The 15,098-nt window shown below is 72.4% G+C and carries 14 protein-coding genes; 4 read left to right on the top strand and 10 right to left on the bottom strand.

From position 1 onward, the window contains the following. Positions 1–590, top strand: a 590-nt coding sequence (locus GXB85_RS13795) for an RHS repeat-associated core domain-containing protein (protein ID WP_161918239.1), incomplete at its 5' end; no start/stop codon positions are given. A 645-nt stretch (positions 591–1,235) separates the two neighbouring features. On the opposite strand, the gene GXB85_RS13790 is transcribed toward GXB85_RS13795, so the two are convergent. Beyond that, positions 1,236–2,210, bottom strand: a complete 975-nt coding sequence (locus GXB85_RS13790) for a YafY family protein (protein ID WP_161918238.1) — start codon at positions 2,208–2,210, stop codon at positions 1,236–1,238. A 99-nt stretch (positions 2,211–2,309) separates the two neighbouring features. Between GXB85_RS13790 and GXB85_RS13785 the strand changes: the two genes are divergently transcribed. Continuing rightward, entirely contained in the window at positions 2,310–2,774 is a 465-nt protein-coding gene (locus tag GXB85_RS13785) for a VOC family protein (protein WP_161918237.1), read from the top strand. A gap of 105 nt (positions 2,775–2,879) precedes the next feature. Then, a complete protein-coding gene (locus GXB85_RS13780; protein WP_370524243.1) occupies positions 2,880–3,131 on the top strand; it encodes a DUF4235 domain-containing protein in 252 nt (83 codons plus the stop codon). 21 nt (positions 3,132–3,152) lie between these two features. Here GXB85_RS13780 and mnhG read toward each other — a convergent pair whose 3' ends face one another. From mnhG to GXB85_RS13750, 6 genes are read right to left on the bottom strand one after another with little or no spacing between them, the layout of a single operon-like run. Beyond that, complete coding sequence (gene mnhG, locus GXB85_RS13775) at positions 3,153–3,575, bottom strand: monovalent cation/H(+) antiporter subunit G (RefSeq protein WP_161918235.1); 423 nt, start codon at positions 3,573–3,575, stop codon at positions 3,153–3,155. After that, positions 3,572–3,964, bottom strand: a complete 393-nt coding sequence (locus tag GXB85_RS13770; RefSeq protein ID WP_161918234.1) for a monovalent cation/H+ antiporter complex subunit F — start codon at positions 3,962–3,964, stop codon at positions 3,572–3,574. Before GXB85_RS13770 ends, mnhG begins: the two co-directional genes overlap by 4 nt. Next, entirely contained in the window at positions 3,961–4,569 is a 609-nt protein-coding gene (locus tag GXB85_RS13765; protein WP_161918233.1) for a Na+/H+ antiporter subunit E, read from the bottom strand. The genes GXB85_RS13770 and GXB85_RS13765 overlap by 4 nt, the downstream gene beginning before the upstream one ends. Beyond that, positions 4,566–6,131 (bottom strand): Na+/H+ antiporter subunit D, encoded by a 1,566-nt coding sequence (locus tag GXB85_RS13760; RefSeq protein ID WP_161918242.1) that lies wholly within the window; start codon positions 6,129–6,131, stop codon positions 4,566–4,568. The genes GXB85_RS13765 and GXB85_RS13760 overlap by 4 nt, the downstream gene beginning before the upstream one ends. Before the next feature lie 29 nt (positions 6,132–6,160). Continuing rightward, positions 6,161–6,661, bottom strand: a complete 501-nt coding sequence (locus tag GXB85_RS13755) for a Na(+)/H(+) antiporter subunit C (protein WP_161918232.1) — start codon at positions 6,659–6,661, stop codon at positions 6,161–6,163. Next, entirely contained in the window at positions 6,658–9,708 is a 3,051-nt protein-coding gene (locus tag GXB85_RS13750) for a Na+/H+ antiporter subunit A (protein ID WP_161918231.1), read from the bottom strand. Before GXB85_RS13750 ends, GXB85_RS13755 begins: the two co-directional genes overlap by 4 nt. 304 nt (positions 9,709–10,012) lie before the next feature. Between GXB85_RS13750 and GXB85_RS13745 the strand changes: the two genes are divergently transcribed. Beyond that, positions 10,013–12,463 carry a (Fe-S)-binding protein gene (locus GXB85_RS13745; RefSeq protein WP_370524242.1) on the top strand — a complete coding sequence of 817 codons (2,451 nt, stop codon included), beginning with the start codon at positions 10,013–10,015 and terminating at the stop codon, positions 12,461–12,463. Here GXB85_RS13745 and GXB85_RS13740 read toward each other — a convergent pair. From GXB85_RS13740 to dcd, 3 genes are all read right to left on the bottom strand, one after another. Next, the gene (locus GXB85_RS13740) at positions 12,431–13,330 is read right to left on the bottom strand and encodes a hypothetical protein (RefSeq protein WP_161918229.1); all 900 of its coding nucleotides are present in this window, start codon (positions 13,328–13,330) and stop codon (positions 12,431–12,433) included. The two genes, GXB85_RS13745 and GXB85_RS13740, sit on opposite strands and share 33 nt — an antisense overlap. A 39-nt stretch (positions 13,331–13,369) precedes the next feature. Further along, on the bottom strand, positions 13,370–14,446 hold the full coding sequence (locus GXB85_RS13735) for a hypothetical protein (RefSeq protein ID WP_161918228.1): 1,077 nt from the start codon (positions 14,444–14,446) through the stop codon (positions 13,370–13,372). A gap of 64 nt (positions 14,447–14,510) precedes the next feature. Continuing rightward, positions 14,511–15,086 carry a dCTP deaminase gene (gene dcd, locus GXB85_RS13730; RefSeq protein WP_161918227.1) on the bottom strand — a complete coding sequence of 192 codons (576 nt, stop codon included), beginning with the start codon at positions 15,084–15,086 and terminating at the stop codon, positions 14,511–14,513. Between the last annotated feature and the right edge of the window lie 12 nt (positions 15,087–15,098).

The following is a 15,098-nucleotide window of genomic DNA, read 5'->3' as shown; positions in this document are numbered from 1 at the left end:
CCAAGGAGCGCGCCACCGACACCACCGGCCTGCTGCTCATGGGCGCACGCCTGTACAACCCCACCACCGGCCTGTTCACCTCCGTCGACCCCGTGGTCGGCGGGAACACCACTGCCTACGCTTACCCACAAGACCCCATCAACCAGTACGACCTCGACGGGAGATGGAGCGCTTGGAAGGCCATCAAGAAGGCCGCTAGAGCGGCCTGGTCTGCGAGCGGAGCAGCATCGCGTTGGTTGACGAACAGCAGGTGGGGCCGGCGGATCGGTGCCGCGTGCTCGCTAGCCTGGGGGGCGATCGGCGCCGTCTGCGGGGGCGTGTATGCCGCTGCATACGCCCGGCAGGGCAGGTGGAAGGAGGCCGCAATCCAAGTCGCGAGCGCGGCCGTCGGCGGCGTGGCGACCAAGGGCTTGCGCGCCATAGCGACGCGTGCTCGTCCTGCATACTCGCGAGCCCTCGTCGCGCGCGGCACAGCAACACGTCGACAGTTGCGACGCTACGACCGCATCACGTCACGTACCGCAAACATCTATGGGACGGCCGTTAGCTATCGATCCAACGAGTACATGAACCGAAGGTATCGACGGTGAAACCTCTGAGCAGTCACCGCCTCGCCGGTGCGTCACCCCTAGCTTGGTCCTTTGTCGGATTCTGGCTGGCCCTGCTGCTTCTGCGCGTCTCAGATGGTGGTGCCATGCGGCCGGTAGAAACCAGTCTCGAACTGGTCGGCGCGCTGCTCCTTGTCTCGCGTGTGTCGGTTATCGGAGTGTGGAGTGACTCGAGCTCAGTCGTCGTACGCTCCTGGTTCAGGACAATGCGATTCCCAACGGAGTCCGTGCGCAGGTTCGAGCCTCGACGATACTCGGGCTTCGCGAACAGATTCAGCGAGTCGCATCTGCTTCACATGGTCGCTCTCGTGCGCGAGGACGGGACCGAGGCGCAGCTACGCTTCCTCGTCGCTCGACGATCGCACATTGGCCGAATCGCACGCCACCTCAACCAGGCAGTTGCGGTGCGGGGAATGGGAAAGGGTAGACCCAGGCCATAACCCGCTAGAGCATCTCCTAAGCCCATTCGTCCGACCCATTCGTCGCCGGCAGGTCGTGCCGGAGTGCGACTGGGACAGACGAACCGCCCTGGGTCCGGTAAGGCGGCTCGTCAGAATTTGCAGGGATGCAAAGGTTGAGCGGCGGCGTACCGGTGTCGCCTCCGTCCACGCGATCGTGACGTCGCCTTCACTCGCGCGCGTCCGCGTCGGCTTCGTGCCGGGCCGAGCTCGCTGCGGTGATGCGCGCGGCGAACCCCGCGAGCGCGTCCCGCAGCTCGGGCGGGCCGAGCACCGTGAAGGGTGCGTCGAAGCGGAGCACCCACGAGACCAGCCCTGCCCACGACCACGACCCCACCCGCACGCGGCACCGGGCGTCGGACACCGCCTCGAGCTCGCCGTCGCCGAGCCACGGGACGACGTCGGCTGCGGGCAGGTCGAGCAGCAGCTCCGCGTAGCAGGGCCACGCGTGGCCGTCGTCGGCGCCCTTGGACCTCGCGGCCAAGAAGGTGCGGGCGTCACCGGTGGGCAGCGGTCGCGGGTCGAAGCGTGCGCCCAAGGGCTGCTTGGGCACGAGTCGGTCCAACCGAAAGATGCGCCAGTCGGTCTTGTCGAGGCACCACGCGACCAGGTACCAGCGGCCCTGCTTCGCGACGACGGCGTGCGGCTCGACCCGACGCGGCGGGCGGCCGTCACGCGTGTCGTCGAACCTGAGCACGCGACGTTCCCGCGCGGCGGCGCTGACGGCCTCGAGCACGTGCGGGTCCACGCGGGCGGCCGTGCCGGCGTCGGTGAACCGGAGGCCGTCGAGCCGGTGGCGCACACGTGAGGGCATCACCTGCCGCACCGTCGCGAGCGCACGCTCGGCGGCCTCGTCCAGGTCCACCCCGGCCGACGGCATGCTCTGCAGCGCCACGGCGATCGCGACGGCCTGCTCGTCGTCGAACAGCAGCGGAGGGAGCTCGGCGCCGGCCGCGAGCCGGTAGCCGCCGTCGGGCCCCTTGGTCGCGGAGATCGCGTAGCCGAGGGTGCGCAGGCGGTCGACGTCGCGCCGCACGGTGCGGGTGGTGACGTCGAGGCGCTCGGCCAGCACCTGCCCGGGCCAGTCGCGACGCGACTGGAGCAGCGACAGGAGCGCGAGCATGCGCGACGACGTCTCGGCCATGGATCGAGTATCGCGGAAGTAGAGGACGTGACCTGTCCGCTACACGTCGGAACCTAGGGGTGCGGCAGGCAGCCGCGCACCTCGCGAGAAGGACGGACCATGAGCCTCACCACCACCACGCACCTCAACTTCCGGGGCACCGCACGGCAGGCCCTCGAGCTCTACCGCTCGGTGTTCGGCGGCACCCTCACGGCCGCCACCTACGGCGACCTCGGCATGCCGCAGGAAGCCCCGGGTGCGGACAAGATCGTCTTTGGTCAGGTCGTGTCCGACGGCGGCTTCCGCGTGATGGCGTACGACATCCCGGGCCACGACACGACGGACACGGCCGAGACCGCCGGCACCACGCGCCGCGAGAACGGCGCCACCCTCACCGACCGCACGTTCTTCCAGTCGGTGCGGGGCGAGAGCCTCGAAGAGGTCACCGCCGTGTGGGAGGGCCTGGCCGACGGCGCGCAGATCATCGAGCCGCTCGCGGCCTCGCCCTGGAGCCCTGGCTTCGGGATGCTCACCGACCGGTTCGGCGTGACCTGGGTGATCGACGTCGCAGCGCCGCAGGGCTGACCCGCCGCCCGCCGGCCCTCGCGCGCGACGTGTGCGGGGGTCGGCGGGCACCCACGGCCCCACGGCGCTAGCGTGGCTGACGGACATCGAGACCAGGAGGATCCCGTGGGGGACGACAACAAGCAGGACATGACCAGCAAGCTCATCGGCATGGGGGCGACGTTCCTCACCGCGTGGCTCGCGCAGAAGATCCTCGCCAAGGTGTGGCACGCGACGGTCGGCCACGACATCCCCAAGCCCGAGGAGCCGGGCGAGGCGCGGCTGGGCGAGCTCGCCGCCGCGGCGGCGCTCACCGGAGCGGTCGCCTACCTCGCGCGCGTCTTCGCGACCCGCGGCACCGCCAAGCTCCTCAAGTAGTCGCCCGGCGCGGGGCGGGCGTCAGCCCTTGCGGCCCTCGCCCGCCTCGCGCTCGGCCGCGACCTCCTCATCCATCGCCTCGGCGACGATCTCGGCCCGCGCCGCCTCGAGGTCGTCGGTGAGCTCGTCGACCTCGAGCACGTCACGCCGCACCTTGCCCGTGCGGTAGCCCGCACGCGACACCATGTGCGCCGCGACCGGCGACGTGAGCAGCTGGAACACCGCGACCAGCACGAGCATCCAGATGATCTCGCCCGTGCGCAGCCGGATGCCCAGGCCCAGCATCATCAGCATCAGGCCGAGCACCTGCGGCTTGGTCGCGGTGTGCATGCGTGCGAGCAGGTCCGGGAAGCGGACCACGCCAAGGCCTGCCGCGAACGCGAGGAAGGAACCACCCAGCAGGCAGACGCCGGCGATCACGTCGAGCACGAGGTCCCAGGTCATTCCTTCACCTCCCCGGACGCGCCGCCGCCATGGTGCTCGTCGTCGGACGCCTGCCTGTCGGCCTGCTCGGTGTCCATGCGCTCGGCCTCGAGCGCGGCGATCTCCTCACGCGTGAGCACGCGCCCCTCACCCTCGGGCTCCACCGCCGCGAACCGCGCGATCGTGACCGAGCTGATGAAGCCGACCAGCGCGAGCACCACGAGGATCGGGATGGTGTCGATGCGCCGCGACCACGCGGCCTCGAGGGCCACGGCCGCGACGAGGATGCTCGTCACGACGTCGAGCGCGACCGTGCGGTCGAGCATGCTCGGGCCCTTCTCGACCCGGACCAGCGCGAGCACCCCGCCGGCGGCGATCAGTGCGGCACACACGAGCACGACGGCGGTCATCGGCTCACCTCCTGACCGTCGGGCATCGCGTCGCGGTCCGCGTCCGTGTGGCGCGAGGGCCGCCGCGACAGCCCGATCTCCTCGAGCTCGGCGTCCGACGCCAACGCGCGCAGCACGAGGGCCTCGGAGGCGAGCACGTGGTTGCGCGCGGCCTCCACGCCCCCGGCCATGTCCAGGTCGAGCGTGTGGACGTACAGCGTCCCCGTGACCCGGTGCGCCTCGACCACGATCGAGCCGGGCACCAGCGAGACGAGCTCGGCCGTCAGCGTGAGGTACAGGTCGGAGTGGCTACGCAGCTGGACGCGGATGACGGCGCTGCGCGGCGTGCGGCGCGGGTCGATCGCGAGCCAGGCGACCTGCGCGCTCGCCACCACCAGGTCGAGGACGAACCTGTACAGCAGGTACAGCATCGACAGCGGGTGCAGGCGCCCGTGGAACTCGACGCGGGGCATGGGCAGCAGCGCGGTGACGAGCAGGGCGAGGGCGAGGCCGCCCAGCACGTTCGCCCACGACAGGTCGCCCCACAGCAGCACCCAGAGCGCGGTGAGCCACAGGGTCGCGACGATCGTGAAGCGAAGCTGACGACGCCGGGGGTGCAGGCTCATCCGTCCTCCTCCTCGGCCTCGTCGTCGGGGGAGCTGCCGACCTCCTCGTCCGCGGCGTCGGCCGACTGGCCCTGGCCGCGCTCACGGTCCGGCAGCACGGCCAGGATGTACTGGTCCCGGTCGCGCAGCGTCGCCGCGGCCCGCTGCGTGTAGTCGAACATCGGCCCCGCGACCACGGTGATGCCGAGCCCGACGGCGACCAGGGCGGCCGCGGCGCCGACCATGCCCCGCGGCAGGCGCACGTCGGGCACGTCGTCGGGCGCGTCCTGCCAGAACGCCTTGTTCCACGCCTTCACGATCGCGTACAGCGTGAGCAGCGCGGTCACGGCGCCGCCCACCACGAGCACCATCGCGAGCGCATCCCCGCTCTCGATGCCGGCCTGGAACAGGCCAACCTTGCCGAGGAAGCCCGAGAGCGGCGGGATGCCGGCGAGGTTCATCGCGGGCACGAAGAACATCACCGCGAGCAACGGCGCGATCTTCGCGAGGCCGCCCAGCCGGTCGAGGGACGTCGAGCCGCCGCGCCGCTCCATGAGCCCCACGACCAGGAACAGCGTGGTCTGCACGGTGATGTGGTGCGCGACGTAGAAGATCGCCGACGCCAGCCCCAGCTCGGACGACAGCGAGATGCCGAAGATCATGTAGCCGATGTGGCTCACGAGCGTGAACGAGATGAGTCGCTTGACGTCGTTCTGCGCCACGGCGCCGAGGATGCCCACGAGCATCGTCGCGAGCGCGGCCCACATGAGCAGCCGGTCCGCGCGCCCGTCGGGGAACAGCAGCGTCTGGGTGCGGATGATCGCGTAGACGCCCACCTTGGTGAGCAGGCCTGCGAAGACGGCGGTCACGGGTGCGGGCGCGGTGGGGTAGGAGTCCGGTAGCCACGCGGAGAGCGGGAAGATCGCGGCCTTGATGCCGAAGGCCAGCAGCAGCAGGAGCTGGAGGATCAGCTGCACGGCCGGGTCGATCTCCGGCAGCCGCTCGCCCAGCTGCGCGAGGTTCACGGTGCCCGTGGCCGCGTAGACCAGGGCGATCGCTGCGAGGAACAGCATCGAGGAGATCAGCGAGACCACCACGTAGATGGTCCCGGCGCGGATGCGCTCCCCCGTGCCGCCGAGGGTGAGCAGCACGTAGGACGCCGCGAGCAGGATCTCGAAGCCCACGTAGATGTTGAACAGGTCACCCGAAAGGAACGCGTTCGAGACCCCCGCGGCGAGCACGAGGTACGTGGGGTGGAAGATCGCGACGGGGGTGTCCTCGGCGCCGTCGGCCACACCCTGGGCGAGCGAGTAGATGAGCACCCCGAGCGTCACGGCGGAGGACACCGTGAGCATCAGCGTCGAGAGCCTGTCCGCCACCAGGTCGATGCCCACGGGCGCCGCCCAGCCACCCACGTCGAGCACCAGCGGCCCGGAGTCCACGGCCACCAGCAGCGCGATCGACGTCGCGAGCACGAGGCTCAGCACGATCACGCTGATGACGCCCTGCAGGCGCGTGCGCTTCCACAGCGCCAGGGCGAGGCCGGCGCCGAACAGCGGCAGGATCACCGGGATCGGGACCATCCAGGTGAGGTCGTCGAAGCTCACGCCGTTCACCGCACGTCACCGCCCTCGGCGGACTCGACGGGCTGCGCGTCGTCGTCGGTCTCGTCGCGCACCTCGGCGGCGTCCTCGTCGAGGGTCGTGGTGACGTCCGCGTCGCTGTCGGTGTACGCGGCCTGATCGGCCGCGGCACGGCGCGCGACGCGCCGGTCCTCGAGGTCGTCCTGCACCTCGTCGTGCTGGTTGAGCTGCCACGAGCGGTAGGCCATCGCGAGCAGGAACGCCGTCATGCCGAGCGTGATGACGATCGCCGTGAGCACCATCGCCTGCGGCAGGGGGTCGCTCATCTCCCCCTCCTCCGAGACGCCGATGATGGGCGCCCCACCCGGCACGCCGCCGGCCACCATGAAGAGCAGGTTGATCGCGTTGCTCAGCAGGATGATGCCGAGCAGCACACGCGTGAGGCTGCGCTCGAGCAGCAGGTAGACGCCGACGGCGGCCAGGGCCGCGATGGTCAGCACGAGCACCACGTTCGGGGAGGTCTCGATCATCGGCCCTCCTCCAGCCGTGCGTGGGTCTGCGCGGTGAGGCGCGCCGCGGGCGTGGTCGCGTCCTTCTCGGCGGTGCCCTCGGCGCCGTCGGTGTGCGACTCCTCGGAGTGCCGATCGATCTCGGCGCCCAGGCTGCGCAGCACGTCGAGCACCAGCCCGATCACCACGAGGAACACGCCGATGTCGAAGAACAGCGAGGTCACGAGCTTGACGTCGCCCAGCACCGGGAACGTCATCTCGATGATCGTGCTCTGCAGCACCGAGCCGCCCGCGAGCACGGCCACCAGGCCCACGCCGGCCGAGAGGAACAGGCCCGAGCCGAGCAGCAGGCCCGGGTGCACCGGCGCGGCCTCCCCGAGCTCGTACCGCCCGCCGGCGAGGTAGCGCACGATGAGCGCGATCCCGACGACGAGCCCGGCCGCGAAGCCACCGCCCGGCGAGTTGTGGCCCGCGAACAGCAGGTACGCGGCGAACACCACCATCGAGTGGAACAGCAGCCGGGTGGCGATCTCGAAGATCACCGAGCGGCGCTGCGGTGCGAGCGTGTGCCCGCCGCGCAGCCACTCGCGCTGGCGCTGGCTCTCCTTGCCCACGTTCTGCTCGGCGTGCGCCTTGGCGCTCGCGATCGCACGCTCGCGCAGCGGGGCGATGACGTCGTGCTGCGTGCTGGACCACACGAGCCGGGCGGGCTTCGCCACGTCGCGGCTGCGCAGGATGTCCCCGCTGCGGCGCGACAGGAAGATGAGCGACGCGACGCCCGTGGCGGCCACGAGCAGCACCGACAGCTCGCCCATGGTGTCCCACGCACGGATGTCCACGAGCGTCACGTTGACGATGTTCTTGCCGCCGCCGAAGACGTAGGCCTCCTCGGCGAAGTCCTGCGAGACGGGCGCGTGGATGCGCGCCCCGGGCGCCACGAGCGCGAGCGCCCCGAGCGTCACGCCGACGACGGCGCCGATCGCCATCCGCACCCAGCGGCTGCCCGCGAGCGGACGCACCGAGAAGTACGCGGGCAGCCGGCGCAGCACGAGCACGAACACGACCAGCGTGATCGTCTCGACCAGCACCTGGGTCAGCGCGAGGTCCGGGGCCCCGTGCAGCAGGAAGAGCGCCGCGATGCCGTAGCCGCTCACGCCCGCGAGGAGCACCGCCTTGAGACGCCGTCGGGCACGCGCCGCGAGCAGCGCCGCACCCACCGCCAGCAGCCCGACGACGGCCTGGGCCGGGCGGTCCCACAGCCGCACCTCGCCGATGCGCGGCAGGGTCTCGCCGGCGACGAGCGCGGTGTCCGCGAGCGCGACCAGCACGAGCAGGATCGTGCCGAGGTACAGCGGCAGCGACCCGCGCTGGGTGATCGCCGTGATGTCGGCCGCAAGGTCGTCGAGGCGCCGCATGGAGCGGCGGTAGGCGCGGTCCGCGTCGAACGGGAAGGACAGGCGGCGCTGGAGCCGCTCGACCCGCACGCGGGCCGCGAACAACAGCGCGCCCGAGCCCAGGATCAGCAGCGTCAGGAAGAACGCGGGCGTCAGGCCCGCCCACAGCACGAGGTGTCCCGGGCCCCCGGGGTAGGTGTCGGCGTGCGGGGCGAGCAGCTGCTCGCCGAAGTGCGGCACGAGCGCCGCGAGCAGGCCGAGCAGCGCGAGCACCGCCGCGGGTGCGACGAGCACGAGCGAGGGCTTGGTGATGCGCAGCGGCTCGGGCTCGGCGCCCAGGCCGTCGGCAGGGTCCGGCAGCGACGCGAGCTTGGGGTGCTTCGAGGCGAAGGCGCCCCACCAGAACCGCAGGCTGTACGCGACGGTCAGGGCCGAGCCCACGACCATCGCGACGAGCACCACCACGCCCACGAACGTGTCGCCGTCGTACCAGAGCGCCTCGAGCGCGGCCTCCTTGGCGACGTACCCCGCGAACGGCGGCAGCCCCATCATCGACGCCGTCGCGAGAGCGCCGACGGTCGCGGTGATCGGCAGCGTCTTGCCCACGCCCGTGAGCCGCCGCAGATCACGCGTGCCGGTCGCGGCGTCCACGACGCCGACCGTGAGGAACAGCGCGGCCTTGAACATCGCGTGCGCGCCCAGCATCGCGAGGCCGGCGAGCGCGGCCGCGCGCGAACCGAGCCCCACGAGCAGGAACAGCAGGCCGAGCTGGCTCACCGTGCCGAACGCGAGGACGAGCTTGAGGTCGTACTGCCGCATGGCCCGGTACCCGCCCACGAGCAGCGACCCGGCCCCCAGCACGATGACGATGCCGCGCCACACGCCCAGCTCGCCGAACGCCGGCGCGAAGCGCGCGACCAGGTAGATCCCGGCCTTCACCATCGCGGCCGCGTGCAGGTAGGCGCTCACCGGGGTGGGCGCCGCCATCGCGGCCGGCAGCCAGAAGTGCAGCGGGATCATCGCGGACTTCGTCGCGGCGCCCGCGAGCAGCAGGATCACGACGGCGGTCACGACCCCGCCCTCGGGCGGGGACGCGACCACCTCCGAGATCCGGTACGTGCCCGCCGCCTCGCCCAGCAGCACGATGCCGACGAGCATCGCGAGACCGCCCGCCGTGGTGAGGATGATCGCCTGCATCGCGGCGCGTCGGGACGCCTTGCGTTCCGCGTAGTGGCCGATGAGCAGGTAGGAGGTGACCGTGGTCAGCTCCCAGAAGACGTAGAGCATCAGCAGGTCGTCCGTGAGGACGAGGCCGAGCATCGAGCCCGCGAACGCCACGAGCATCGCGCCGAACCGGCCCAGGCCGTGCGCGCTCGTGGAGAAGTAGGCGGACGAGTAGATCAGCACGAGCGCGCCCACGCCGCCCACGAGCAGCGTCATGAGCCAGCCGAGCGTGTCGAGACGGAACGACAGCTCCATGCCGAGCGTCGGCACCCACTCGACGACCTCGACGGGGCCGTCGCCGGCCATGACCTCGCCCGTGAGGGTCAGTGCCCAGACGGCGGCCGACGCGGGGGCGAGCGCGAGCACCAGGAAGCCCTTGCGACCCAGGAGGCGCATGACGGCGGGCGCAGCGACGGCCAGCACCAGGTGCACCGTCAGCAGCAGCAGCACGTCCGGCTCCGTCCGGTCGGGGGCGGGTGGTCGGGCGCCGAGCAACGGGCGTGCGGACGCAGGGGCCGCGACGCCGGTCGAGCTCGGATGTTGTCAAGCGTTCGGGGCCTGCCGCCGCCCCGCCGCCGGGGGTCCGACGACGTGCACGAGCGGGACCCGTCCAGCCGTGACGAGGCTCGCCGACACGCTCGGGGAGCGCGCGCGGGGCACCTCGTCGGTGCGCCCATCGTACCTGCGGCGAGCCGTACGTCCTGTCGGACGAGTCGGCCGCCGGCATGGTTCCCGGGCCTACTACCGTGGGCGGGTGCAGCCGTTCCAGGTGATCGCCCTCGTGCTCGCCGCCCTCGCGACCGTGATCGGGGTCACGACCTTCGTGCTCGGCGTGCGGGCGATCGTCCGCACCGTGCGGCAGGGCACCGCCGCCCCCGGCCGCACGGACCACCCCGGCCGGCGCACCTGGCTCGTGGTGCGTGAGCTGCTGGGCCACGGGAGGTTCCAGCACCGGCCGTTCGTGCGCGTCGCGCACTGGGTGGTGATGGTCTCGTTCCCCGTGCTGTTCGTGACCCTGGTCTCGGGCTACGGGCAGATCGTGGACCCCCACCTCGTGGTGCCGGTGATCGGGACGTGGCCGCCGATCGCGTGGCTCATCGAGGTGTTCGCGTGGCTCGCGCTCGTGGGGATCGTGCTGCTGGTCGTGGTGCGGCAGCGCGCCCACCCGCGACGGGGTGAGGCCGCCACCGGGACGCCGTCGGCCACGCTCGGCACCGAGGCCGGGCGCATGGGGCCGCCCGGGGCGCGCTCGTCGCGGTTCTTCGGCTCGAACGCCGGGCAGGCGTACTTCGTCGAGGCGATCATCGCGGCCGTCGTGGTGTGCGTGCTGCTGCTGCGCGGCCTCGAGTACGCGCTCCGCCTCACGATGGCGGGCTTCTCACGGGTCGACCTGACGCAGGGCTTCGGCTGGTTCAGCTACGGCGGGGCGGTCGAGGACCCGCTCGCCGTCGTGAACGGCGCCGCCGCGCTGCACCCCCTCACCGCGTGGTTCGGCGTCGCCTGGGTGGGCGCCGACCAGCAGGCGCTCGAGCTCGCCGTGGTGGGCGTCGCGCTGCTGAAGATCCTCACCTCGATGGCCTGGATGTACGTGGTGGGGCGCCGTCCCGCGATGGGCGTCTCGTGGCACCGGTTCCTCGCGGTGGTCAACGTGTGGGCGCGGCGCGAGACCGACGGACGCCCGGCCCTGGGCCCGCTGCCGCCCGTGCGCTCGGGCGGGGAGCCGGTGGACTTCGAGGCGCTCGAGGACCTGCCCGACGACGCGCGGCTGGGTGTGGGTCGCATCGAGGACTTCAGCTGGAAGGGCCTGCTCGACTTCTCGACCTGCACCGAGTGCGGCCGCTGCCAGGAGCAGTGCCCGGCGTGGAACACGGGCAAGCCATTGTCTCCCAAGCTCGTGGTCATGGCGCTGCGCGACCACGCGTACGCGAGCGCGCCGTGGCTCACGGCCGCGGCCAACGCGTCGACCGAGCCCGCGGGGCACACTGCGACCACGGGCCACGTGCCACTGCCCGGCACGTCGTCGGGCACGGCGCAGGGCGCAGACGCCCACGCGAACCTCGACGTGCTGAGCCTCGTGGGCGACGTGGTGGACCCGCAGGCGCTGTGGGACTGCACCACGTGCGGCGCGTGCGTGCAGCAGTGCCCGGTGGACATCGAGCACGTGGACCACATCGTCGACATGCGTCGCAACCAGGTGCTCATGGAGTCTGCGTTCCCGGACGAGCTGGGCTCGATGTTCACCAAGCTCGAGCGGCAGTCCAACCCGTGGGGGCTGGCCCCGCGCATGCGCCTGGACTGGGCCAAGGGCCTGCCGTTCGAGGTGCCCGTGGTGGGGCGCGACGTCGAGGACGCCGCGGGGCTCGACTACCTGTTCTGGGTGGGCTGCGCGGGCGCCTACGAGGACCGCGCCAAGAAGACGACGCGTGCGGTCGCCGAGCTGCTGCACCTGGCCGACGTGCGGTTCGGGGTGCTGGGCGACGGCGAGTCCTGCACCGGCGACCCGGCCCGGCGCGCGGGCAACGAGCTGCTCTTCCAGATGCTCGCGCAGGCCAACGTCGAGACCCTCACCGAGGTGGGCGCGCAGCGCATCGTCGTGACGTGCGCGCACTGCTTCAACACGATCAGCCGCGAGTACCCGCAGCTGGGCGGACGCTTCGAGGTGGTGCACCACACCGAGCTGCTCGACCGCCTGGTCGCCGACGGGCGGCTGCGTCCCCTGCCGCGCGAGGAGGTACCGACCGGGGAGGGCGCGGCGCTCTCGGGTGCGGACGGGGCGGCGCCGTCGGGCACGGACGACGTCGTGACCTACCACGACCCGTGCTACCTGGGCCGGCACAACGAGGTCTACACGCCCCCGCGCGAGCTGATCGGCGCGCTGCCCGGGGTGCAGCTCGCGGAGATGCCTCGCACGCGCGAGCGCTCGTTCTGCTGCGGCGGAGGGGGCGCGCGCGTGTGGATGGAGGAGACCAGCGGCACGCGCATCTCGACCGACCGCGCGGCGGAGGCCGTGGGCACAGGCGCCGGCACCATCGCCACGGCGTGCCCGTTCTGCACGATGATGCTGACCGACGGCGTCGCGGCCCAGCCCGAGGGCTCGTCGCGGCCGCAGGTGGTGGACGTCGCGCAGCTGCTGCTCGACTCGGTGGACCGCAGCCCGCGCGAGGCACCGGGCTCAGGCGCGGAGCAGCCGGGTCAGGGCACCTGACGCGTCGCTGCCGCGCGGCACGGGGACCGCGAGGCTCCCGCCGCCCATGCGCGCGGTCACCTGGTCGACGTCGATCCACGCCTCGGCGGGGGTGACCGCCGCGCCCGTGACCTGGGCACGCAGCAGGGTGGTGCGGACCATCGAGTGCACGGGCCGCCGGCTCGTGGTGGCCCAGCGCCGACGGTGGAGCAGGTGCACCTGGCCCGGTGAGGCGGCGACCACCAGGCCGTGCAGGGTCACGGGGGCGAGCGCGTCGAGGAGCGCGCTCCCCCGTCCGCCCTGGCGGCGCACCGTGCGGCGGCCGTGCGCCGCGAGCACCGCGGCTCCGGGCTCGCTGCTCGTGAGCGCGCGCGCCGCGGTGACGAGCCCGATGTCGTCGGTTCCCAGGTCGTGCATCTGCAGCTCGCGGCCCGGGCCGTGCGCGTCGTCGGCCGCGACGGGCCCGACGGCGCGGCGACGCACCAGCTGGGCGAGGGCTTCGACCTCGTCGTCGGACGAGCCCGAGTAGGTGAACGACAGGCCGTGCCCGCCGCGCGCGTCGGCGACCGTGAGCCGCGCGTCGAGCAGCTCGACGGACGTGCGCACCCACGCGACGTCGTCGTAGCGCACGTGGGCCTCGTCGTAGCCGGGACCGTGCGCGCGACGGCTCAGCAGCGTGACGTCGTCGGGCCCGGCCACCACCAGGTGGTCGTAGAGGTCCATGTCCGGGTTGGCGTCGCGGCGCGTGATGTTGCGCGGCACCTTGAGCACGAGCAGCGCCGCGTCGAGGTCGACCTTCTGGGCGCGGAACAGCGGGGGCACGTCGGCCTCGTCGCGCACGCGTAGCACCCACGGCCCGAAGGCGTCGAACTCCGCTGTCCGTCTCACCCTTCGATCATGCGCCTGTCGGCGGCGCCGCACCAGGGGTCAGAGGTCGGCGGGATCCACCACGAACCCCATCGGGTCCGTCACCTCACCGCCCACCGCGCGGTGCACGGCCCGCGTGACCGCGACCACGAGCGGGGTCGCGCGGCTGCGGGCCACGCGGTGCACCGGCCCCGGGCGCTCCGACTCGAGCTCGGTGAGGTCGGCCGGCTCCCACGTGACCCGGTACGCGACGGCCCCCTCAGCAGCCCACGGCACGCCCTGCATCACCGGGGGCAGCTCGGTCTCGCCGGCGACCTCCACGGCGATCATGCCGTCGATGTCGAGGTCCGCGAGCGCGCCGTAGCCGGTCATCGGCGGGGGGTCGCTCAGCACCGCCATGTCGTGCTGGTCCGCACGCTCGTGCAGCGCGGCCCGCTCGGCGGGGTCCATGCGCTCGGTACCCGGCACGGCCTGGGTCCCGGTGCCCGACGGCGGGCCGGCCCACTCCATGGTGGGGAGGTTGAGGTAGGCGCGCGGCAGGGCCTTGCGCACCACCGCGAGCGCGGCGTCGGGCTCGAGCCAGATGTCCGTCCAGACCGTGAGGTCGACGGCGGCCGCAGGGTCCGGGACCAGCAGCGCCGCGTCACGGCCGGCGTGCGGGGCGACGCGCACGGCACCGCCGAGCCTGCGTGCGACGTCGACGAGCCAGCGCACGGTGCGCTCCTCGTCGCGCACGGGCAGGCCGTCGGGGAACGCACGGGCCAGGCCGTCGCGGTCGCCGCCGCCGGGCCACGGCGCCTCGCCGCGCTCGACGGGCGCACGCAGCACGTAGGCGAGGCCCGCCGATGCGGGCAGGCCCAGGCTCGTGGTCGCGGCGCGGTCGAGCGTGTACGGGCCGACGAGGGTGCTCAGCCGTGAGAGCCGCAGCACCCCGGGCGGCGGGGTGAGGGTGCGCAGACCCCGGGCGCCGCCGGTGGGGCGCGGCGGGATCGACGTCGGCTCGACCTCCCACGAGGCACGCGGGAACCGGCTCAGGGCGAGGGTCTCGACCTCGTCCGCGCCCACGTCCGCGGGAAGCACGAGCAGGTGCCGGCCGACGAGATCGGAGTCGGCCGGATCGAACGGAGGCAGCGCCATGAGGCTCACCCTAGGTCGCCCATGTTGCCGGAATGCTTCCCTCGAGTTGCCGCCGGGGCAGCGGTCAGACCTGGGTGCGGTGGAAGCTCTGGAAGGAGCGGGACGCCGTCGGACCGCGCTGGCCCTGGTAGCGCGAGCCGTAGACGCTCGAGCCGTAGGGGTGCTCGCTGGGCGAGGACAGCCGGAAGAAGCACATCTGGCCGATCTTCATGCCCGGCCACAGCTTGATCGGCAGCGTCGCGACGTTGGACAGCTCGAGCGTCACGTGACCGGTGAAGCCCGGGTCGATGAAGCCTGCGGTCGAGTGCGTGAGCAGGCCCAGGCGGCCGAGGGACGACTTCCCCTCGAGGCGCGCCGCGACGTCGTCGGGCAGCGTCACGGCCTCGTAGGTGGAACCGAGCACGAACTCGCCCGGGTGCAGGATGAACGGCTCGTCCTGCGCCACCTCGACCAGGCGCGTGAGCTCGGGCTGGTCCTCAGCCGGGTCGATGAACGGGTACCGGTGGTTGTCGAACAGCCGGAAGAACTTGTCGAGCCGCACGTCGATGCTCGACGGCTGGATCATCGCCGGCTCGTACGGGTCCAGCACGATGCGCTGGGAGTCGAGCTCGGCCCGGATGTCGCGATCGGAGAGCAGCACGCGCACACGCTA

The sequence above is a fragment of the Cellulomonas sp. APG4 genome (assembly GCF_009996735.1).
Lineage (GTDB): Bacteria > Actinomycetota > Actinomycetes > Actinomycetales > Cellulomonadaceae > Actinotalea.
This window is presented reverse-complemented; position numbering and strand designations above follow the sequence as displayed.